Origin of the sequence: Alistipes montrealensis (genome assembly GCF_018362775.1) — a bacterium.
Lineage (GTDB): Bacteria > Bacteroidota > Bacteroidia > Bacteroidales > Rikenellaceae > Alistipes > Alistipes montrealensis.
Map to the genome: position 1 here is coordinate 356,070 of NZ_JAGYXY010000004.1, position 21,828 is coordinate 377,897.

At 58.1% G+C, this 21,828-nt stretch carries 12 protein-coding genes; 4 read left to right on the forward strand and 8 right to left on the reverse strand.

Translation table 11 applies throughout. The annotated features are described in order from the left end of the window. Positions 1-28: 28 nt before the first annotated feature. The 8 genes from KG007_RS10450 to KG007_RS10485 are packed head-to-tail and all read right to left on the reverse strand — an operon-like array spanning position 29 to position 17,347. Positions 29-2,305 (reverse strand): hypothetical protein, encoded by a 2,277-nt coding sequence (locus tag KG007_RS10450; RefSeq protein ID WP_213348687.1) that lies wholly within the window; start codon positions 2,303-2,305, stop codon positions 29-31. Positions 2,306-2,338: 33 nt separating this feature from the next. Further along, positions 2,339-3,898 carry a RagB/SusD family nutrient uptake outer membrane protein gene (locus tag KG007_RS10455; RefSeq protein ID WP_213348689.1) on the reverse strand — a complete coding sequence of 520 codons (1,560 nt, stop codon included), beginning with the start codon at positions 3,896-3,898 and terminating at the stop codon, positions 2,339-2,341. Positions 3,899-3,916: 18 nt separating this feature from the next. Further along, on the reverse strand, positions 3,917-7,111 hold the full coding sequence (locus tag KG007_RS10460) for a SusC/RagA family TonB-linked outer membrane protein (RefSeq protein ID WP_213348691.1): 3,195 nt from the start codon (positions 7,109-7,111) through the stop codon (positions 3,917-3,919). A gap of 10 nt (positions 7,112-7,121) precedes the next feature. Continuing rightward, the gene (locus tag KG007_RS10465) at positions 7,122-9,065 is read right to left on the reverse strand and encodes a hypothetical protein (RefSeq protein ID WP_213348693.1); all 1,944 of its coding nucleotides are present in this window, start codon (positions 9,063-9,065) and stop codon (positions 7,122-7,124) included. Positions 9,066-9,098: 33 nt separating this feature from the next. Next, positions 9,099-11,024 (reverse strand): S8 family peptidase, encoded by a 1,926-nt coding sequence (locus KG007_RS10470; RefSeq protein ID WP_213348695.1) that lies wholly within the window; start codon positions 11,022-11,024, stop codon positions 9,099-9,101. Between the two features lie 18 nt (positions 11,025-11,042). Further along, a complete protein-coding gene (locus KG007_RS10475) occupies positions 11,043-12,569 on the reverse strand; it encodes a BACON domain-containing protein (protein ID WP_213348697.1) in 1,527 nt (508 codons plus the stop codon). A gap of 23 nt (positions 12,570-12,592) precedes the next feature. Next, positions 12,593-16,135, reverse strand: a complete 3,543-nt coding sequence (locus KG007_RS10480) for a BACON domain-containing protein (protein ID WP_249413308.1) — start codon at positions 16,133-16,135, stop codon at positions 12,593-12,595. A 12-nt stretch (positions 16,136-16,147) separates the two neighbouring features. Next, complete coding sequence (locus tag KG007_RS10485) at positions 16,148-17,347, reverse strand: BACON domain-containing protein (protein WP_213348699.1); 1,200 nt, start codon at positions 17,345-17,347, stop codon at positions 16,148-16,150. A 433-nt stretch (positions 17,348-17,780) separates the two neighbouring features. On the opposite strand from KG007_RS10485, the gene KG007_RS10490 reads away from it, so the two are divergent. The 4 genes from KG007_RS10490 to KG007_RS10505 all read left to right on the forward strand — a co-directional run bounded on the left by KG007_RS10490 (position 17,781) and on the right by KG007_RS10505 (position 21,759). After that, positions 17,781-19,613, forward strand: coding sequence for a peptidase U32 family protein (locus KG007_RS10490; RefSeq protein ID WP_213348786.1), 1,833 nt, complete (start codon positions 17,781-17,783; stop codon positions 19,611-19,613). Positions 19,614-19,634: 21 nt separating this feature from the next. Beyond that, positions 19,635-20,522: a class I SAM-dependent methyltransferase gene (locus KG007_RS10495; RefSeq protein ID WP_195461269.1), complete on the forward strand. Its 888-nt coding sequence runs from the start codon at positions 19,635-19,637 to the stop codon at positions 20,520-20,522. Positions 20,523-20,619: 97 nt separating this feature from the next. Continuing rightward, the gene (locus KG007_RS10500) at positions 20,620-20,907 is read left to right on the forward strand and encodes a hypothetical protein (protein ID WP_213348701.1); all 288 of its coding nucleotides are present in this window, start codon (positions 20,620-20,622) and stop codon (positions 20,905-20,907) included. 12 nt (positions 20,908-20,919) lie between these two features. Next, positions 20,920-21,759 carry a helix-turn-helix domain-containing protein gene (locus KG007_RS10505; protein ID WP_213348703.1) on the forward strand — a complete coding sequence of 280 codons (840 nt, stop codon included), beginning with the start codon at positions 20,920-20,922 and terminating at the stop codon, positions 21,757-21,759. The last annotated feature ends 69 nt before the right edge of the window (positions 21,760-21,828 follow it).

The following is a 21,828-nucleotide window of genomic DNA, read 5'->3' on the forward strand; positions in this document are numbered from 1 at the left end:
GGTTTTATCGGTTGTCGGCACTTCTCGTTCAGAGGGTGCGGAGCACGAGGTCCGTGCGCATCCGCTTGCCTTCGGCGGCTTTTGCCGGCGCTGCGGCCGCAGCGCTCTCGGCGATTTTCGCCGGAAGAGCGATGCTTTCGCCCGCGAGATAGGTCTTGAAGTGTCGCCCGTCGGCTTCGATGTGCCCGGTCCGGGTTTCTTCGGAATTCCGGACGGTCGTTTGCGAGGGCGCGAGTTTCATGGGTTTCATCTTGATGGCCGAATAGGTCTTCGAACCGGCGTACTTGCGCAGGTAGCTCGAACTCGAAGCCTGCGGTTCGCTGAACAACAGGAACATGTATCCGTTGACTTCTTCCGGCGAGTAGGGGCTTGCAGCCCAGTAGAGCGTGTCGCCGATGTATCCGACAGCCATGCTTGCACCGCCCCAGAAAATCGACAGGCCGTTGGTGAAGCCGAGCGTGGCATAAGCGTCGTCGTACGGACCGGCATACTGCGGCTCGATGATGAGCATGTGCAGGTCCTTATCGTAGTAGCCCTTTAGCCGGGGTGCGAAGTCGCGCATGTCGGTCATGCCGTTGATGACGACATCGCGGTCGTTGATGCGCGAGATGTCCATGCGGAAAGTCGCTTCCGTCGATTGCGAATCGATGTCGACGGTCGCCGTGACGCCGAACGCTCCCGTGAAGTCGGCCAGGGTTTTGGTCTGGTCGAAATCCTTGGCGAAGTAACCGAGCGTCGAAGTGCTCTTTGAAACGAACGCCGTGTCTCCGAACGAGTTGTACATTAACAGGGCGAGGACGTAGGTGCTGCCTTCGTCGAGTGTGGTGAATGCCGTGCTGCGCCCCTCGTCGGAGTTGAGTTGTTCGATCATCTCCTCGGCGATGTCATAGCCTCGGATTGCGGTCAGTTCTTCGAGCGTTACGCCCATTGCCTCGCACAGGTAGTCGGCGACGTTGGTCTTGACGCAGAGATACTTCATTGCTGCTACGTTGCTGGTCTGCATCTGCCAGATGAGCGAGGTGTAGGGCGAGTAGTTGGGGTTGTTCTGCGGTGCGTAGAACTCGAATTCATTCGATTTGGGCGCATATTCGCCGTTGGGGTCGCACGTGAACCGCTCGGTGTAGAGTTTACAAGGGTTGCTCAGCGAGTCGTAAGCCAGTGCTACGGCCGTATAGCTGCCTTTGGGGACGTTCCATACCGACTCGTCGGCCTTGTGGAGCGTTACGACCGGAGTTACGGCCTCCAGTTTCTCGTCGATGATCTGCTGGCGGACCTGCTCCTGTGTGTCCTTGTCGGCCGTGATGTCGCCGGCTACGACCGCGGCCTTGTAGGATCTCGCATACTCGTTGGGCGAGAACGCGAGTTTCGGGGCCTGGAATCCGGTGGAGGTGGTTTCGATCCCTTTGAACGAAATCTTTACGACGGGTGTCGTGTCGATGTCGGTGTCGAAGACCAGTTTCTCGATTCCTTGCGCGAAATAGCCCGTCGAAACGTAGTAGATCAGGTAGAACGAGAAGGTGTCCTTGCCGTCGAATGTACAGGGATAGGAACTGTAAGCCGCATCGTTACCGGTGTAAACCGCCATGTCGGAGACGTAGACGTATTCGTTGTAGTTCGAGTTGTAGTAGCCGATGGATTGCGCAGGTACGGTGCAACTGTTGTCGTCGTGGACGATGAACTTGAATGTTACGCCGCTCGCCCAGTCTTTCAGGCGGTAGATGTTGGCGCCGATGGCCTTCTCGACCTCCAGACCCGAGTCGCGGCCCGTGTAGTAGCCGTTGTAATGGTAGGTCGCGAGCTGGGGAATCACCTCGCCATCGCCGTTGGTGCGGTAGAAGGTCTCCCATTCCAGTTCGTAAGTAGCCGAAAGAGTGACCTTGTCGGTGTACTGCGCGACTTGTGCTGCATTGTCGCCCGGGCGGACTTCACGGCTGCTGATGTAGAGCGTAGCTTTGTAGCTGGAGCCCATGACGAGGTTCGAGAGGTCGACTCCGACCGGGATCGTTACGGCGTGCTTTCCGTCGGGGATGACCACCTCGGACGGCACGGTGAACAAGCCGGCGTTGTCGCCTTTGGCCGTCAGATAAACCTTGTAGGAGCCTTTGTCGCCCGGGCGGGCGATCTCGACATCGATCATGCCGCTCGAAGCATCCTGTGCAAACTCCTTCTCGATGGACGACTGGATGAAATGAATCTCCTTCGCATCGTCCTTGTTGGGGGTGTAGAAGGTTCCCTCCTGCGTCTGGCTGCATGCAGCCGCGAGGAGCAGCAATCCCGCACCCAGGTATTTCGATATGTTTTTCATAGTGTACATGATTTTCACCGTTTCAATCGCTTGTTAGGGATTCTGGTCCTCTTCGTTGATGTTCGGGTTGGCGTCGAGCTCGGCTTTGGGAATGGTCAGCACCCAATCGTAGGTGTCGGGTTTGGTGATGTTTACATTCCGGCGGTTCATGGTCGAGATGCACTCTTCGGAAAAACCGTCGTCCGCGCGGCGGTCGATGCCCTGCCCCAGGCGGCGTACGTCGAACAGGCGTCCGTACTCGCCCCACAGTTCGATGCGGCGCTGGGTGATGATGTCTTCGAGCAGCGAACCGGTCCAGGTCGTGGTCGTGGCGCCGAGCAGCGTGCCGCTGCGGTTATTGGCATTGTAGCCGGGGTCGCGGTCGGCCATGACGGTGTTCATCAGTTCGCGGGCGCTCTTGATGTCGTCCTGCCTCAGCGCGGCTTCGGCGGCGGTGAAATACATTTCTTCGACGCGCATGTAAATGTAGTCGCCCAGATACGACGCGAGGTTGCTGAACGAAAACTTCCTGCTGACGTAAGGCGATTCCTTGTCCGAGGGGTCCCACCAGTCACGGCGGATGTCGGTCGCGCTGATGCGGTTGTAGAGCTGCCTGTTGATCAGTTTCGGAGCTGCTTTGGCATAGGCCCCGTCCTTGTTGTCCATGTGGGTGAAGAAGCCGGCGTAGACGCCCGACTGGTCGGCGACCTGGATGCCTGCACCCCACATGACGTTGGGTTTGTCGAGCGAGTTCATGCCGCCCATCAGTTCGCTTTTGGCTCCGACCGTGTAGCCGCCTTCGTCGATCACGCGCTTGGCCGATTTGAACGCGCCGTTCCAGTCGCCTTCGGCCAGGCAGGCGCGCGATTTGATGCCCAGCGCCACGAAGAGCGAGATGTGCGACTTGTTGTTCTCGGCCAGCGTGGTCTTCAGTCCCTTTTCGAGCAGTTCGATGGCGCGGTCGATGTCCTGGTCGATCCGGTCATAAACCGTGCGCAGCGACTCGCGGGGTTTTCCTCCCGTGTCGATCGACGTTCCGGTGGTGTAAACCGGAACACAGGCTTCGGTCCAGCGCGAGGTGTTCGTCATGGCGTTGTACGGCGCACGCGAGAACCACGTCGCCAGATTGAGGTAGCAGAGCGCGCGGATGGCGTAGGCCTGTCCCACGACGTAAGCCACGTCGGCTTCGCTCCCTTCCATCGTGGATTCAACGTCGATGATGTAGTTTACGTTAGCGATCCATTTGTAGTTAGCGTACCAGACATCGTACGAGCGGAAAGCCGATGAGGTGTAGTTACTCTTGACATTGTAGCAGTGGTCGCCCCAGAACCAGCCGTTGCCCTGCGACTGCATGATCAGGTCGTCGGCCATGCAGTCGAGCGCGAGGTTGTAGGCCGAAATGCCGAAGCACTGGTGGGTGTTAGCCGTCGTGGACCATCCGGAGCGCCACATCGAGCGGTAGACGCCGTTGACCGACGAGATGGCCGTGGATGCGTTTTTTAGCAGTTCTTTGCCCGAACCGGAGTCGGTGGGCGAGAAGTCGAGCATCGAATCGCTGCACGACGGAGCCGATAATCCGATCAGTGCGATGATGAGATATATTGCTTTTTTCATAGTTGTTTCCTCCCTTGGTTAAAAGTTCAAATCGATGCCGAATGCGATGACCCGCGAGGGGGCGTAACTGTAAGCCACCGTACCCGTGAAGTTATACTGCGGGTCCATGCCGTCCATGTGGTTGAACATGACGATGTTGTCCAGCGTTGCGTAGATGCGTACGGATTCGATGTCGATTTTCTTGAGCCAGCGCTTCGGGAGCGTGTAGCCGACGGTGATGTTCTTGATGGCGAAATATGAGGCGTCGATCAGCGAATTGTCGGCCGTGGCGTACGAACCGCCCACTTCGAGCATCGGCACGTCGGTTTTGTCGCCGGGCTTCTGCCAGCGGCGCTTGGCGTTCTGATGCCAGTTGTTGCCTGCGTACTGTACATACATCGATCCGTTGTAGAGGCCGTCGTAAACCCATCCGCCGATCGAATAGGTCGTCAGGAACGAGAAGTCGATGTTCTTCAGGATCGTGAACGTCGAACCGATGCTGCCGAAGAGTTTCGGCTCGCGGCTGCCTTTGTAATACTTGCTCAGCGTGGCCATCGCCACGTCGTCGGTAATGTATTCGTCGCAGCGCGTGTTCACCAGCGAACCTTCGTCGTTGACCGTCTGGGTCCAGTAGGCGTAGTAGAGCTGCTTGCCGGTGGCGGGGTCTACGCCGGCGGTTTTCGGCAGGTAGAAGGTGTAGATCGGCTTGCCGACTTCGATGACCCGGATGCCCGAGGTGATCACGTCCTGTCCGCCTGTCAGCGAAAGCACCTTATTGCGGTTGAACGATCCCATCAGCGTGGCGTCCCAGCGGAAGTTTGTTTTGTTGAAGATCGTTCCGCGCAGCGAGACTTCCAGACCTTGGTTGCGCAACGAACCTACATTGTCGTTGAATCCCTTGAATCCGGTCGAGATCGGCAGCGGGTTTTGCAGCAACATGTCGCGCGTCTTGCGGTTGTAGTACTCGACCGAGACGCCCATGCGTCCGTTGAACAGCGTGGCTTCGATGCCGGTGTTCAGGTTTCCGTTCTTCTCCCAGGTCACCTCCCTGTTTTCGAGTTTGTCGACGAAGGCTCCCGCATCGGTGGCATTGGGCCATGTGTAGTCGTAGAGTCCCTGCCAGGCGTAATAGGTTCCCAGGTTGTCGTTGCCCTGCACGCCGTAGGAGACTTTCAGGGTCAGGTTGTCCAGCCATGAGCGGGTTCCCTCCATGAACGACTCTTCGGAGATGCGCCACGATGCGCCTACCGACCAGAAATTACCCCAACGGCCGTCTTTGTGGAAGCGCGACGAGCCGTCCGTGCGCCAACTGCCGTCGATGTAGTAGCGATTCTTGTAGCCGTAGTTGACGCGCGAGAGATAGGACTCCACGGCGTAGTTGTGCGAATAGCTGTCGTTGTCGGTGGTCGTAACGGCGGGTCCGAGTTCATCGATGCCTTCCACGATGCCGGTCTTTTCGCCAATGGCGTAGTTGTACTTGTAGCGGTAGTACTCGTGTCCGGCCAGCAGGCTGACGGAGTGGTCGCCGAACGTGCGGTCGTAGGTCAGCAGTTGGTTGAACGTATAACTCAGCGTACGGGTGTTGGTTTTGCTGATGCGCCCGCCCTGCTGGGCCGCATTTCCGTGGTTCTTGTCGTTGACCAGCGTGCGTTGATAGTCGGTGTAGTCCATACCGAGATTCATCGTGAATTTCAGCCCGTAGAGTTTTGCGTCCTCCTTGATCGTTCCGAACGTAACGTAGGTGCGGCCTGACAGCGAATTGCGCCCGTAGTAGGCTTTGTTGTTAAACAGTTCCGCTTTCGAGTTGAATCCCTGCGCCGAAGGACGGTTGGCGTAACCGTTGTCGTCCTCCGAACCGTATTCGTACTGCCGGTTGCCGTTCGCGTCGAGGATGTTGACGCCATTCATGTCTTTCAGGTAAACAGGATAGACCGGAGCCATGAACTGCGCCGTATACCAGACGTTCGAGGTCGCGGTGTCCTCGAAGTTCTGGTAGTCCGATTCGCTGTGCGCGAAGTTGGCGTTCAGGCCGATCTTGAACCAGTCTTTCGCCTGCGTGTCGGCGCTTACGCGTCCTGTATAGCGGGTGAAATCGGTGTTCTGGAGAATGCCGTCCTCCATGTAGTAACCCAGCGATATGAGGTAGTTCGAACGTTCCGAACCGCCGTTGACCGAAATGATGTGTTCGGTTCGCACGGCCGAGTCGTCGCTGATCTCGTCCATCCAGTTTTCGTTCCACGCCGCCTGGGCGTCTGCGCGGATCTTTCCGGTCGACTGGTCGATCAGCGTCTCCCATTTGTAGTTTTTGTAGGGATTGTAGTACTCGGGATTCTTCAGGCCGCCGATCTGCTGGCCAAGGTTGGCTGCCGCATAGCGGCTCGCGCCTTCGAAATCCATGCCCGTACCGTATTGGGCGCTGTTGCGCAGCGCCTCGTAACTCATCTCGACATACTCCTTCATATTCACCAGGTCGTAGCGCGGCAGCGCCCGCGAGGCGATGCCGACATTGCCTTTGTACGAAATCCGGACTTTGTCGTTTTTGCCCTTCTTGGTGGTGATTATGATGACGCCGTTAGCGCCGCGGGCGCCGTAGAGCGTACCTGCCGAGGCGTCCTTGAGCACGGTCATCGTTTCGATGTCCGCCGGGTTGATGGCGCTCAGCGAACCGTCGTAGGGAATGCCGTCGACCACGTAGAGCGGGGTTGCCGAAGCGTTCACCGAACCGATGCCTCGGATGACGACCGAAGCGGCCTCGCCCGGCTGTCCGCCGCCGGATGCTACCTGCACGCCGGCTACGGTTCCTTCGAACGATTTGGTGACGTTGCCCACGATGCGCTTCTGCAGGTCGCCGCCCTTCACGACGGCGGCCGAGCCGGTGAACGACTCTTTCTTGGCCGTACCGTAGGCCACGACCATCACGCCTTCGATTTCGGCGGCGTCTTCCTGCAGCAGGACATCGATTTTGGTTTTGCTGCCTACGGGGATCTTCGTCGTCTTGTAGCCTACATAGGAGAAGACAAGGGTGGCATTGGCCGGGACGTTGGGCAGCGTATAGACGCCGTCGACGTTGGTCGTAACGCCCTGTGTGGTTCCGTCGATAAGGACGTTCGCACCGATGACGGCTTCACCGCCCGCTCCGGTAACCTTACCGCTGACGGTGGCGTTCTGCGCCGTGGAGGGTATCATCCACACCAGCGACAGGAGACACCAGAGAAATGCTACTATTTTGTTCATAGGTGTATGCTTATTTGATGTTGTGCGTATTGTGAATGAGGGTCCAGAGGTCGCCTTCAGGCTTCGCACCGGCCGGCAACCGCACGACCTCTGCCGGGTCGAAGATCCGAGCCGGATCGGTAACGGGTTTTCCGACGAAATCGAAGAACTGTCGTCCGGCGCCGCGGGTCATGGTACGCGAGGCCGTTGCGGTTTCGCCCGGCGCAGCCGTCGTCTTGACCGATCCCCACTTGGTGATCTTGTCGCCTACGGTGTTTGTCGCCGTGGCGATGAACGTGTAGGAGGTTTCGGGCTCGATGCCTGCCCCTTCGGGGTAGACGATGGCGAAGCCGTTGCCGTTGACCGAGGTCAGGTATTCCGGTTTCAGGTCGGAGCCGTATCCCTGAATCAGTTGCTCGTACTGCGACGTGGCGATGTCTGAAATCGACGTGCTTAAAAAAAGTTTGTAACGGATGGAGGCGATGTCGACTCCTCGCATGATGCAGGCTACCGTGTTGTGTGTCGGGCCGTAGGCTTCGTTGGTTGCGGGATAGGCCGCGAACCAGGCGGCGGCATCCGTGCTGGTCTTCGTGGTGACGGAATTGACGCAGAGCGTCTCGGCGCCGCTCGACGAAGTGGCCAGCGTGAGCAGTGTGTAGGAAGTTCCCGTGCTGACATTCTGGGTCTGGCCGTTGTAGCCGTCGGCGCTGTTGACCGTCGCCGAGAGCAGGGCGGGGTTGAACTGGACTCCGTAGGCGGGGTCCTTTAGGAACGCGGCGATGGCCTGCTGGTCGTAGGGATCGGCGAAGACCTGGTTGAAAAGGTCGGTTTTCAGCGTGCGGTAACGAATGTCAGTTACGTCCTCTCCTTTCCAATGGGTCCATACGGAGTTGGTCCAGCCGTAACCCGTCAGAGCGAGGTAGGCGTTCGTGATGTAGAACCGCTGCATGAACCAGTCGCTGCCGCCGTAGTTCGGACCGTCGGAATAGCCGTCGGCCGGGGTTTTGAACTGCTTGCTGGCCAGATTCGAGGTGATGTTGCCCCGGAGGTCCATGCCGAACGCGAAGATCACGTAGCTCAGTTCGGGGGTAAGGCCTGTAACCTGCAGGCTCTGGGTTCCCGATTTGAGCAGTGAGGCCATGGCCAGTTGGAGGCTGATACCCTGTTTTTTGGCATATTCGACGATGTACGTCTGGAATGTGGTCATGAGCTCTTCGGGCGAATATTTGGCGAAGGTCGTGGCCGGGAGGAGTTCGTAATAATAGGTCTCGTCGCTGGAGGCGTAGATGTCGAACGCCACGGCGTCGGAGATGACCGTCGTCGGAGCAATGAGCAGCGGCGGAATGTCGTCTTCCGAGGTGACGAACGAGAGCTGGGCGGCTTCCGAGTTGGCGAAGCGCGTCGCATCGGCCGTCATGGCGCGGACGGAGAAAGTATAGGATTCCCCTTTGGCGAGTTTCGACAGGACGATCGTTCGTTCCGCGGTGGTCGTAGGCTCCCCGTCGTCGAGCGAAACCTCGTAGAGTTTCGCTTCGGGGACTTCTGTCCATGAAATGATGGTTTTCGATGCGTAGGCGCTACCGAGGGTGATCGTCGGTTTGGGTAGCTGCTCCAGATCGTCGGTTATCACATGGATATACGTAAAGGGGGATTCGGTATACTCGGCCGGGTCCTTCGGGCAGGCTTTGATGGCTACGACGTACTCTTTGCGGCGTTCCAGGTTGTTGAACGCCACCTGGCAGTCGCTGATCGAGGTCTCGGCGCCGTCGTTGAACGTATACAGGTAGGAGCCGGCGTCGTCGACTGCTTCCCAGCGCAGGGCGAAGCCGGTGGTCGTCAGGTCGCTGACGACGATCTGCGGCTGCGCGACAGCGGTTTTGCCGGAACTGTCCGGCGTATCGTCGTCCGACGAGCAGGCGCACAGGCCCACGAGGCCCGCCGCAACGAATGCCGCGTATTTATAGAAGGTTTTCATAGTTCTGATTCTCGTTTAACATTAGTGAATGCGTCATCCGACAGTTATCTCGATCGGTTTGCGGATAGCAGCGCCGTCCGAAACGACAATCGTCGTGCGTCCCTTTTCGATGCCGGTGAGTTTCAACACTCCGCCCTGAAGCGTGATTTTCACGGGAGCGGGATCCGAAACTGTGTATACCAGTATATTGATGTCGACGAAATAACGGCTCAGGTCGATGTTTACGGTGGCTCCCACGTCGACCTTCTGCGCCGGGATGCCGTCCATCTTGGCCACTGTCAGCAGCAGTTTGTAGGTGTCGAGACTGCCGATGCCCATATTGCCCAGGTACTGTCCGTATTCGCCGACGCAGAAGCGGTCAATAGGTCGGGTGCTGCTCAGCAATGCCTGACGGAGCATTTCGCCTGTGAGCCCCTTGCGTTTTTCAGTGCCGTAATAGTAGCTGACCGCCAGCGCGCAGGCTCCCGACACGTGGGGGCAGGCCATCGAGGTCCCCTGGCTGCCTTCGTAGCCCGATGATCCGTCTGCGGCCACGCTTGTACTGTAAACGCCTCCATAGGAGTTGCTCAGTTTCTGGTCGCCGCCCGGGGCCGACATCTGGACCCACTTGCCGTAGTTGGTGTAGTAGGCCGGGGCTCCGGTAAATCCGGTAGCGCCCACGCTGACTACGTTGGGATCGGCGGCAGGGTAGCAGTTTTCGTTCGAGGCGTCGTTACCTGCGGCGAAGATGACGATGCCGCCGGCCATCGGACCGGTCTGGTTGTCGTTTTCGTCCAGGCCTGCGTACTTGTTGAAGTATTCCATGGCGCGCGATAGCGCCGAGTAGGAGCCGCGCGACCAGTCGGTCGCGGGGATGGTTCCTGCGGGGTAGCCCCAACTGTTCTGGCAAATTACGGCGCCGTTGTCGGCGGCGTACTTGATGGCGCGGATCTGTCCGGCCAGGCCTGCGCCCGACGATCCGGACTCCGACTTGCCCAGGATTTCGCAGGACATGATCTTCACACCGTCGCCTTTGCCCGAGCCGCCTGCGATGCCGCATACGCCGATGCCGTTGTTGTTCACGGCGGCGATCGTTCCGGCGACGTGTGTGCCGTGCATCAGTTCGCCAGAGAAATTCAGTTCACCCGTGTTATTGGTGAAGTTGAAGCCGTAGATGTCGTCCACGTAGCCGTTGCCGTCGTCGTCGACGCCCGGCGTGCCGTTCAGTTCGGCCTGGTTCACCCACATGTTGGCGGCCAGGTCTTCATGGTCGTGCTTGACGCCCTGGTCCACTACGGCGACGATCACGTCGGGATTGCCCGTCGAAAGTTCCCAGGCGGCATAGACGTTGGCGTCGGCGGCCAGCCGGGTTTCCTGTGCGAAGATATTGCCGGTGTTGTTGTAGTGCCATTGCATCTGCTGCGAACGCTCGTTCTCGTTGAACGGGAAGGGAACGTTACGCAGTTCGTCGCTGATGGCACGGGTAGCGCTGAGCGCCTCGCTGGCCGGGGATGCCGTGTGCCGATAGTCCGATGTTTCGGCCGCCAGCGAGTATTCGATGATCTCGATCTCCTTGCACGAGGCGAGCATCCGGGCCATTTCGGATGTCGGGACCGACGGGTCGTATTTGGCGTAATACCAGAGGTGCAGACCCTCCCGGCGGGTGCGTTCTTCGAAACGTCCGCCGTCCGGAAATAGCCGTTCGAACCGGACGGTGTTCACCGAGTTGAGGATGCGGTCGATTTCGTCGATGCCGCTGCTGTTCGGAATACCCTGGGCGCGGCTCTTTTCGGCGATTCCGGACGCCTCGCTTTTCAGCTTGAGGATGATTTCGCCGCCGATGGCTGCCGACGAGGCGTTGACGATGACGGGACCCGAATCCGAATCCGTGCCGCCGCCGTTTTGCGTGTCGTCCTTGGCGCATGACGCCGCTGCGAAAACGGCCGCTGCCAGGAGAAGCGATTTAAATATGTATTTCATAGACGATCATAGTTTTAATTATTCCTTGATGCAGCGTATCTGTGCGGAACAGTCGTGCTCGCCGAGTCGGTAATTGCACCAGTTGGTGTTGAAGTTCACGAAGTAAACCGAAGTTTTACTCATCTCGGGAGCCTCCTGTGTGGTCCAGTAGAACGCCATGCCGCCCGTGTAGTTGCAGATGCTGACGTAGATGTAGTCGGTGTAGTAGATGTTGCCGACCATCGGGTAGTAGTCGCCGGTGTTTTTCCAGCAGCGGCCGCAGTCTTTGTAGACGTTCCAGTCCCATTTGGCGCTGACGCCGTTTTCATCGTATTCGTCGACAGTGCCGCCGTTGGTGATGGAGGTATTGCCGGCGGGAACACCCCAAAGGTTAGCCCCCGGAACCTTGTAACCCGGCGGACAGGGATCGAAGATGGTTTTTTCCCTGCCCCACAGTCCCGGATGCGTCGCCTTTTCGTCGGTTCCCGAGCAGTACCAGTCGGCATGGCCGTTGAACGGGGATTGAAGATAGGTCATCGGGTTGCGGACTGAGTTGGGGATATTTGCCGGCGGCGTGGTGAGGATGGCGGCCTGTGCATCGTAAATCCAGGCGCCCATGCCGTCGCCGATTGCGGTGTTCGGTTCGTTGTAGGCCGGAACGTTGTTGCCGTCGGTGTCGGCGTGATAAGGCGAACGCGAAGGCGTGAACGGATCTTTGCGGCCCCATTCGTAGAACATGCCGCGGTTGCCGACATCCATCGGGATGTTGTTCAGCGCTCCAAGGTTGCGGTCCATGATCACGGCAGCGACGTTGCCGTCCGAATCGACGTGGTCATGTGAGGTGATTTCGTCGTTGCAGACCCAGATGTGCCAACTCCAGAGGATGTCACCCTTGATATCCTTCACGGCGATCACGGCGTTTCCCTCCGAGCGGCCTGTTGAGAAGCTCACGTAGCCGCCCCTGTAGATCGGGGCGCCGTCGATGATCTCGCGCGACATGGTTTTGTCACCGTCGTGGCGTGACTCCCAAAGTAGTTCTGCGAAAACGCCGTCTTCGATCCCTGCGCCGTAGTTGGCGATGTAGTCACTGAATCCGTCGCCGCCGCCGTTGCCCTTGACCGTGGCATCGAATTTATAGACGCCACCGGTTCGTGCAATGTAGCAGTTGGCTGTGCCTTGGGCGCTGAGGTTGACGCTCCGTTCGGCGCGCTGTACGAGCGAAACCTCCTGCGAAATGGTCTCGCCTCCTTTTTTGCCGTTGACGGTGAGTTTGCCGGTCAGGGTTTCGGCCCCGGCGTTGATCGCGGTTTCGACCAGCAGAGAGTTGTCGTCCTGCCGGGCGACGGTGAACCATTCGCCCTCGCTGGTGTAGTCCCAGCCGTCGGCGTTTGTCGCCACAACGATTACGGCGTTGCCTCCGTCGGCGTCGAAGATCACTTTTTCGCTCGAAACCTCCACGTAGGCTTTGCCTTCGCCTTCTTCCGGCCAGATCCGGGTAGTCTCGGTGCAGGCTGCCGACAAAACGGTCAACAACACTGCAATACTGAATATAATCGTGTTTTTCATGTTCCGGATAGTTTTCATATGTTCTACTCCTTCCACGTGGTCGGTATCTTGTCGTAGTCCGAGAGTTTCGTACATCCCTTGAAGCTGCTCAGGGCGGCAGTGATCGCCGTCAGCCCCGAAGCAGCGGCGTTTTCGGGCGTACGGTCGTAGAGGTGATACCTGACGCCGTTAACAACCGTGTAGGGCGATTCGCCTTCGAGCGATATGCAGCCCTCGAAGGTTGAGGTCAGCGTTTTGAGCTTTACGGCCTCGTCGAACATGCTTACGGGGATGGCCGTGAGCGACGAGCAGTTGCGGAAGAGATTCAGGATGCTTGTCAGTTTGGTGGCGCCGACCAGCATCTTTTCGCCGACCTGCCGGAGCGAGGTACACCCGTCGAAGACCGAATTGAAGGTGGTCGCCGAGGCGCAGTTGAATACTTCGGAGCCGACGCTGAGCAGCCCTGTGCAGCCGGAGAACAGGCTTGTGTAGTTTGAAATCTGCTGGGTTTTGAACAGTCCGTCGGGAAGCTCTTTGAGCGACGTGCAGTTCATGAAAGCTTTCATGAAGTTTAGCGACGTGCCGTTCAGTCCCGTAAAGGCATCCGCTGCGATGCTTTCGATTCCCGAGCAGCCGGTGAACATCTCGGACAGGGTTTTCGTCTTGGTATTCGCGTTGAACAGGCGCGAAGGAACGGCTTTGAGCCGGGTGCAGTTTTGGAAACACAGGGCTACGGTCGTTACGTTGACATTCTTCGCGAAGAGTTCGCCGGGAAGGGTTTCCAGAGCGGTACAGCCTGCGAATGCGCTGTTGAAAGCCGTTGCGCCGGTCAGTCCGTCGAAGATTCCGGCGGGCAGGGTCTTCAGGGTTGTGCATCCCGAGAACAACAGGTCGCATTTGACCGCGGCCGTGCTCGTCCCGAAGAGGACGCCGACCGATTCAAGGGCCGTGCAGTTCTCCATGGCGTTGGAATAGACCGTTACTTTCGGGTTTCCGGTGAAGAGTCCGTCGGGCAGCGTCGTCAGCGCGGCGCAGTTCTGGAAGACTTTGCCGAAGCCCGTAATAGCCTGGTTATGGCGGAACAGGTCAGCCGGCGCTGTTTTCAGTCCCGATGCCGCGAAGGCACTGGTGGCGGTCGTCAGTCCCGGCATGTCGGCGAAGATTTCTTCGGGAACGTTTTCGAGCAGGGTGCAGTTCTCGAATAGGCTGGAGATGCTGGTGATTGCGGGGGCGCCTGCGAATGCTTCGGCCGAGATAGTTCTCAGGTTGCTGCAATCCTTGAACATCGAGGAGATGTTCTTGCAGGCGGTACATCCGGAGATGATGTTGGCTCCGATCTCTTCCAATCCCGAACAGCCTGCGAACAATCCCGAGAACGAGGTTACTTTGTTCAGCCCCTGGAAAAGTCCTGCGGGAATGCCTTTCAAAGAGGTGCACGACTTGAACGTGTTGGAGAACGAGGTGACTGCCGTATTCGTCGCAAACAGTCCGGCGGGCAGCGTCGCGAGTGACGTGCAGCCGCTGAAAGCGTCGTTGAAGGCGGTTACTTTCGAGAATCCGTCGAATATGCCGGCGGGCACTTCTGTCAGTGCGGCGCAGTCCTTGAGGATGTTGTTGAAAGCGGTTTTCGTAACGGTCTCAAAGGCTCCGGAGTTCCTGAACAATCCGGCCGGGATACTTTGCAGTTTGGAACAGCCGGTGAAGCAGGACATGAAGGTTGTAACTTGGTCGCATCCTTCGAACAGATCCTCCGGGACGCTTTGGATGGGTGCTTTACTGAATGTGCTTTGGAAATTCTCAACCTTTTTGTTGTTGGCGAACAGTCCGTCGGGAATGGTTTTCAGCCCTGTGCCCGAGAACAGCATGCGGAACGACTCGACCTCGGGGTTGTTGGCGAACAGTCCGGCCGGAACGGATTCGAACGAGGGCGTGTTGGCGAACAGCGAGTTGAAAGTCGTAACCTTTTTGTTGTTGGCGAAGAGCTTTTCGGGAACCGAAGTCATCTTGCTGTTCGAGAAGATGATCGAGCAGTCGGTCAGTTCCGTGTTGTGAGAGAAGAAATTCTCGTCGATCGTCGAGATCGCCGTGCCCGAGAAAAGCGAGCATACCGAGGTGATTCCGGGACTGTTGTAGAGCAGGTCGGCGGGCACTTCTTCGATCAGTACGCAGTTCTGGAAGCAGTACTCGTAGGTTTTCGCCTCGGCCGCGTGGTCGAACAGTCCGTCGGGGATCGATCCGAGAGCCCGGCAGTCGCAGAAAGCGTAGTTGAAGGCGGTAACCTTGGCAAAGGCTTCGGTCTTGTCGGCGGGAATCCGCTCCAGTCCGCGGCAGTTCTGGAAGGCCCGGGACATCGAAGTGAGCCCCGTCCGTCCCCAGTTGTAAACCTCGACGAACTGATTGCCTAGGCCGTAGGTGGGAATGTCGTAGGAGTTGAGCGAAGGCACGCTGCCTTTGACCGAGACGATGTAGTAGCCCGGGTCGGTGTAGGTGTGTGTCGGATAGGTGGATGTTACGTTTTCCTCGACGTTGCCGTCGCCCCAGTCGATCGTGGCGTCGATCGCTTTGTCGAAGGGAAGGTAGGTCTTGAGGCTCGTTTGGGTGATGTCGATTCCGAGAATGAAGGCGTCGAGGTCCAGGCCGGACTGCGAGACGGTGATAACCTGTTCAGTCTGGTTCTGTTTGCCGTCGCCGGCCGATACGGTAATGGATGCGGTGCGGGATGATCCGCTGGAATTGGTTTCGGCGGTGAGCGAAAGCCCCTGCTCGGTTTTTGTGGCGGAGAGCCACTCTGAATTTTCAGAAACGATGTATTCCCAGTCGTAGTTGGATTCGACGGCCAACTCTTTTTTATCGGATTCGGTGGGAGTTGGCGAAAGCGGGATGGTTTTTAGCGAGACACGGATATAGACGGCGCGGTCCTGCGTGACGCGGATCGTTTCAGAAGCGGGATTTCCCCCCCCCTTGCCGGCAATCAGTTGGAAAGTCGTTTCACGATCCTCTATCTCTTCGTTGGGATCGAGCGTCATCTTAATTTTATTGCCCTCCTGCTCGAGCAGCAGCCACGGACAGTTCTGTGTTTCGAAGATCCAGTCCTCGTCGGTCGACTGCACCTCGAATTCGGCGGTAAGTTCACCGACGGCAGGAATCAGGAAATTGTTTTTCGAAGCGGCGATTTCGAGTGTGCCGTACGGATTCTGTGTCGCGGCGATGGTGGCGGTCTTGTCACCGGCGGTGATGGTGATCGTTGCCTTCTGCTCCGTTTCGACTTTGTTGCCTTCGCAGCTCAGGACGAGTTGGTCGGCGACATCGTCTTTCTCGATGGTCAGCCAGTCGGCGTTTACGGCGGCGTATTTCCAGGTTGTGTTGGTCCGGATGTCCACGACGACTTCGCCGCCGAGGCTTTTGAAGCCGATGGAGCCATTGAGATTGTCCTCGGTGTCGAACCACGTGTTCTTCGAAGAGATGCCCAATTCGGCTGTGACACCGGACGGTTCGTCGCCCGGAACCGGATTGGTGTAGGTGATCGTCTCTTCAGAGCATCCCATTATGCCGAGCAGTGCGACTATCAGTGCATATAGTTTTTTCATGTGTGCTGCGGTTTAATTGTTGGATAAGGGGAAACCTTCGGCGGCCGGCGTGATGGCTTCGGCGGCCCGGGTCACGGAGGTCGAAGCGGCTTCGGAGGCCGGGAGGTCGTTGTCCACGAGGTACATCGTGCCGGTGGCGTAGTAGAGATCGCCGAACATGCTCCACTGCTGGTTTTGCAGGCTGGTTATGCCCAACGTGGTATAAGGCTCCTCGAATCCGGTCAGGCGGATCGCCTTGCGGTTTTCTTCCGCAATGTCGTTGTAGCCTTCGCCCAGCGTGCCGGTCAGCATGCCGCTGCGCAGGCCGCTTCCCTGCATGTTTATGTAGCGCAGGTAATGGTAGCGAATGACTGTTGAGGAAATCTCGCGGATGAAGCAGGGGGTGCTGCCGAGTTCGATCGACATGGTATGGGTATTTTTATCGTATTTCGCTTCTACGACCGTGCCTTTCAGGAAAAGGTCCTTGATGTTGAAACTCTTGCGGTACTCTTTTTCTTCGACCGTGCAGAACGTACCCGTGCCGTCCACGCCGACCGGCTGGCGGCCGTAATACCAGTTTTCCGCATAAAGCCCGTAGTAACCGAGCATCTGGTAATAGGGGTTTTCCTCGCGTGAGATTTGTGAAACGGCCACCTCGCAGGATTCCGTAGCCGAACCTCTGGTCGAACGGATGGTTAGTGTTGCGTTGCGGTGGGCGTCGGGATTGCGCGGGGCCTCGATCCGTACTGTACCGGAGACCGGATCGCTGGTGACGGACACCCAATCAGCATCGCTCGAAACACCCCATTGGCCGTTGGTCTCGACGGTGAACAGGACGCTTTCGCCTTCGGAGTCCAATGAAATTTCATCCGAAACGGTGGTCGACAGCAGTACCGTTTCCCGCGAAAAGGCCTGCGAAACTGCGATTTCCTGTTTGTCGCTGTCCGTTTGCACGGTGATCTTCGAACTACGGACATCGTCGGTCGCATTGCCGTTTACGGAGATGGTCAGCAGGCCCTCTTCGGGAGTCAGCGTTACCCAACTGTCCGGGCAACTTACCTTCCATTCGGAGGGTGTGGCTACCGAGACGCTGGTTGTTCCGCCGCTTTCCGCGAATGCGACACTACTTCGCGAGAGGACGATCACGTCAGCGACCTCCTCTTTGGTCTTGTCATCGCAACTGCTGGCCGCCAGGATGAAAAGAACCGTCAATAGTGTAAAACATCTTCTCATAGGTAATAATTTAAAATGAATAAACACCGATACAGACCTCCTGAATCCAGGTTGACTGCATTTGTTGAAAATTGAATATAATAAAGTTCGAATATTTTCGTTGTTCCGGTCCGAAATATAAGAAAAATAGCGTGTTTTATTCGATTTGGGCCTGAAAACTTTTCGAAAAATTGCCTTTATTGCGAATTTTGAATAATTCTTATATTGTTAATATGTTTATTTATAGTGTATTATGTCGTATTTGCTTTCTGTCATCCGTTTTGTTTTATGTTGTAATATATTGACTGGGAATGTTGTCGGTGAAATTTGGTTTATTTGTTAAATATTGACATGTTTCGGCGGTGTCATCTCTTCGTTTATAATCGGTGTGCGCTATTTTCGGGAGATAGTTCGGGGATTGTCGTGTTTTTTGTATTTTTGCAAAAAGAAAATGATGAAAACCGTCGAATTGTTGGCGCCCGCCAAAGACTTTGCCTCGGCAGTGGCCGCTGTGGATTACGGCGCCGATGCCGTCTATATCGGCGGTGCGAAATTCGGTGCGCGGCAGGCCGCGGGAAACTCCGTAGAAGAGATCGCCCGGGTTGCGGAGTATGCCCACCGTTTCGGCGTGAGGGTTCATGCGACGCTCAACACGTTGTTGTGGGACGGTGAGTTGGAGGCTGCCGAACGACAGGCCCGCGAACTGATCGCGGCGGGGATCGATGCGCTGATCGTGCAGGACATGGCCCTGCGGCAGATGGATCTTCCGGTGGAACTGCATGCCTCGACGCAGGTCTGCAACCGGACTCCCGAGGGGGCGCGGTTTCTGGGGGAGGTCGGGTTCGCCCGGGTGATCCTGGAGCGCAACCTGTCGCTGGAGGAGATTCGGGCCATCTGCGACGCTACGGCGGCCGAAGTGGAGTGTTTTGTCCATGGAGCGATCTGCGTGGGATACAGCGGCCGTTGTTTCCTGTCGCGGTCGATGTCCGAGCGCAGCGGCAACCGTGGTGCGTGCAGCCAGCCCTGTCGCCTGACGTGGGACCTGACCGACGGAAAGGGCCGGACGTATATCGCCGGGAAGCACCTGTTGTCGGTACGCGATCTGAATCTTTCGGAATCCATTGGCGACCTGCTGGATGCGGGCGTTACCTCATTCAAGATTGAAGGTCGGTTGAAGGATCTCTCTTATGTCAAGAACGTTGTGGCTTATTACCGCCGGGCGGTCGACGAGGCACTGGCCGTGCGTCCTGGATTCGTACGGTCGTCCGTCGGCGAGAGCGTTCCGGATTTCAGGCCCGACCCGTCGAAAAGTTTTACACGCGGGGAGTCGGCTTATTTCCTCTCCGGAAAGCGGGCCGGAGTGGCTTCGTTCGACACTCCGAAGGCCGTCGGCGAACGGGTGGGCCGCGTGGCGAAGGTTTTCCCGAATGGTTTTATGCTTCTCGGGGAGGCGGAATTGGCGCCGGGCGACGGTATCTGCTTCATCACGCCGCGCGGCGTGACCGGAACCAACGTCAACGCCGTGGACGGCAATCGTATCACGCCCAACCGCATGGAGGGGATCATCCCCGGTGCGGAGGTGTACCGGAATTTCGACCGCCGTTTTACGCTGGCGCTGGAACGCAGCCGTACGCGGCGGGTCATTCCGGCCAGGGCCGTGGCGGAGGCGACGGCGGAGGGGATTCGGATTACCTATGCAGATTGCGAGGGGGTGACGGCTTCGGCGGAACGGAGCGTGAAACTCGATCGGGCGAAAAATTCCGATGCCAATGCCGCTGCGCTGCGTACGCAGGCGATGAAGGGCGGCGATACGATTTTTTTGGTCCGGGAGGTCGAAGTGCGGGGTGCGGAGTGGTTCGTGCCTGCGTCACTGGCGGCGGAACTGCGACGCGAAGGACTTTCCGGGCTGGCCGAGGCCAGCCGGAAGCGGACGCCGGAACACCGTATCCTGTCCGGGGACCCCGCTGCGAAATACCCCTCGGAGCAGCTTGCGGCCGAAGAGAATGTGACCAACCGGCTGGCCGAAGCGTTTTACAGGGATCACGGGGTCCGGACGATCGAGCGGGGGCTGGACCTTGCGCCGGCTACTGCCGGGCGGCGTGTGATGCACTCGTCCTACTGCATTCGCCGTGAGATCGGCGAATGCCTCCGGGAGCGTCCGCGGCTTCGCGGCGACCTTTATCTCGAACGCGGCGCATACCGTTACCGGCTGGAATTCGACTGTGCGGCATGCGAAATGTCCCTGATCGACGAACCGCTCGGGAAGCGGGCTTTGGAAAGTTTATAACCGATTGCAATACGAAACTTTATGCAGGAACAGCTTACACCCGATTTCGGGGATTATGAATTGCTCGACACGGGCGATTTCGAGAAACTGGAACGTTTCGGGCGCTATGTGACGCGCCGTCCCGAGCCGCAGGCCATCTGGCGGCGGACACTCTCCGAAGAAGAGTGGCGGCAAACGGCCGACGCTTCGTTCCTGCGCGATGCGCGCAGCGACGAGCACGGGCAGTGGTGTCTCGGCGAGAAGATGCCCGACCGCTGGGTGGTGGAGTATGCCTATAAGGAGATGCGGCTGCGCATGCGGCTGGCCCTCACGTCGTTCAAACACGTGGGTATCTTCCCCGAGCAGGCGGCCAACTGGAATTTCATCTACGACAACTGCCGGGAGATGGTCGCTGCGGGAGGTTTTACGCCCAAGGTGCTGAACCTGTTCGCTTACACGGGCGGCGCGACGCTCGCGGCGCGGGCTGCCGGGGCCGAGGTGACGCATGTCGATTCGGTAAAGCCGGTGGTGACCTGGTCGCGCGAGAACATGGAGCTGAGCGGCCTGGAGGGTGTGCGGTGGATTGTCGAGGATGCCTTGAAATTCGTTCAGCGCGAGGTGCGCCGCGGCAGCCGCTACCGTGGGATTATCCTCGATCCCCCGGCTTACGGGCGCGGAGCCAACGGCGAGAAATGGATTCTGGAGGACAATATCGGCGAAATGCTCGATTGCTGTGCCCGGTTGCTGGAACCGCAGCGGGCATTCCTGGTGCTGAACCTCTATTCGATGGGATTGTCGTCGACGCTGGCCCGCACGGCCGTGAGGCAGGCATTCGGCGCGCCGCACGAGGAGCAGTGGGGCGAGTTGTGCTTCACCGACCGGGCCGGCAAAGAGTTGCCCCTGGGAACATATTACCGCTTTAAACGGTAAGTTTCGCGGTTTCGGACGCCTTCGCCTGCGGCGGGCCGTCTGACGCTGGTTTGGGCGATTGTTCGTACTGGATTTTAAATAGAAATTAAATACGACTATGAGCATTTTAACCGTAATATTCGGTCTGTTGAGCGGCTGTTTCCTCGCCGTGCTGGTCGGCATTATCGGCAGCCACCGCCGCATCGGCTTCGGCTGGGCGTTCCTTATCAGCCTGCTGTTCACGCCGTTGGTGGGGCTTATCGTCGCCCTGCTGACCGATCCGCTGCCCGGCGGCGGACAGCGCTGGGGCTGTATCGGAACCTTCGTCGCCATTTTGGGACTGCTGTTCCTCTTCGTGTTCCTGCTGTTGGCCCTGACAGGCGGGGCCGTGCTGCTGTCGTTGTAAAACCGGGGCGAAATGTCCATACCCCTGCATAAGGCGGCCCAACGCTTCGATTTCGGGATATTCCTGAAAGGCAACTCTTTCGTTCTGCCGGAAGAGCCTGTCGGATATGCCCACCGTGACGACTACTATGTATTCGGGATGGTCGACAGCGGAAGCTGCCGTGTCGCCATCGATTTCAAGGAGTACCGGCTGTCGGAGGGCGAAATAATCGCTGTCCAGCCGGGGCAGGTCCACCGGGTTGTGGATGTGGGCGATGCGCGGAGGTCCGTTCTCTTTGTGGACGGCGCATTCGTCGGTCCTGCGGCCCGGCGGGTGCTTGCCGAGTATGCCTTGTGTCCGGCCCCTTTTCGTCCTGCCGATATACAGCGGGCGGAATTGGGCCAGTTGTTTGCGATGATCGCCCGCCGGATAGGCGATTTCGGAGACAACGATTCGAAAGGTGTCGTGCGGAGCCTGTCGGATGCGGTTATCGGTCTGATAACGCAAGAGATGCGGAAGGCGGCCGGCCGGTTGCCCGCAAACCGGCGGCATGTCGAGATCATGCTGGCGTTCAGGGACCTGCTGGCGAAGGACGACCGGATTGCCGGAAGTCCGTCCCGTTATGCGGCGGCCCTGCATATTTCGCCGGTCTACCTGAACGAAGTCGTGAAGGGCGTAACCGGGGAAAACGCCAGCAGGTATATTCAGAGCGAGATCGTATTGAGGGCCAAACGCATGTTGGTCTATACGCCGCAGCAGATCGGGGAGATCGCCCACAGCCTGGGATTCGACGATTCCGGTTACTTTACCCGCCTGTTCACCCGCCTCACGGGAATGAGTCCCACCGCATACCGGATGAAATACCTCGAATAGTCCAGATTTCACCTCGCACCGTCTATTCTCTGGCTTCTCGATAAGTCGTTACTTTGCAACAAAAAAACG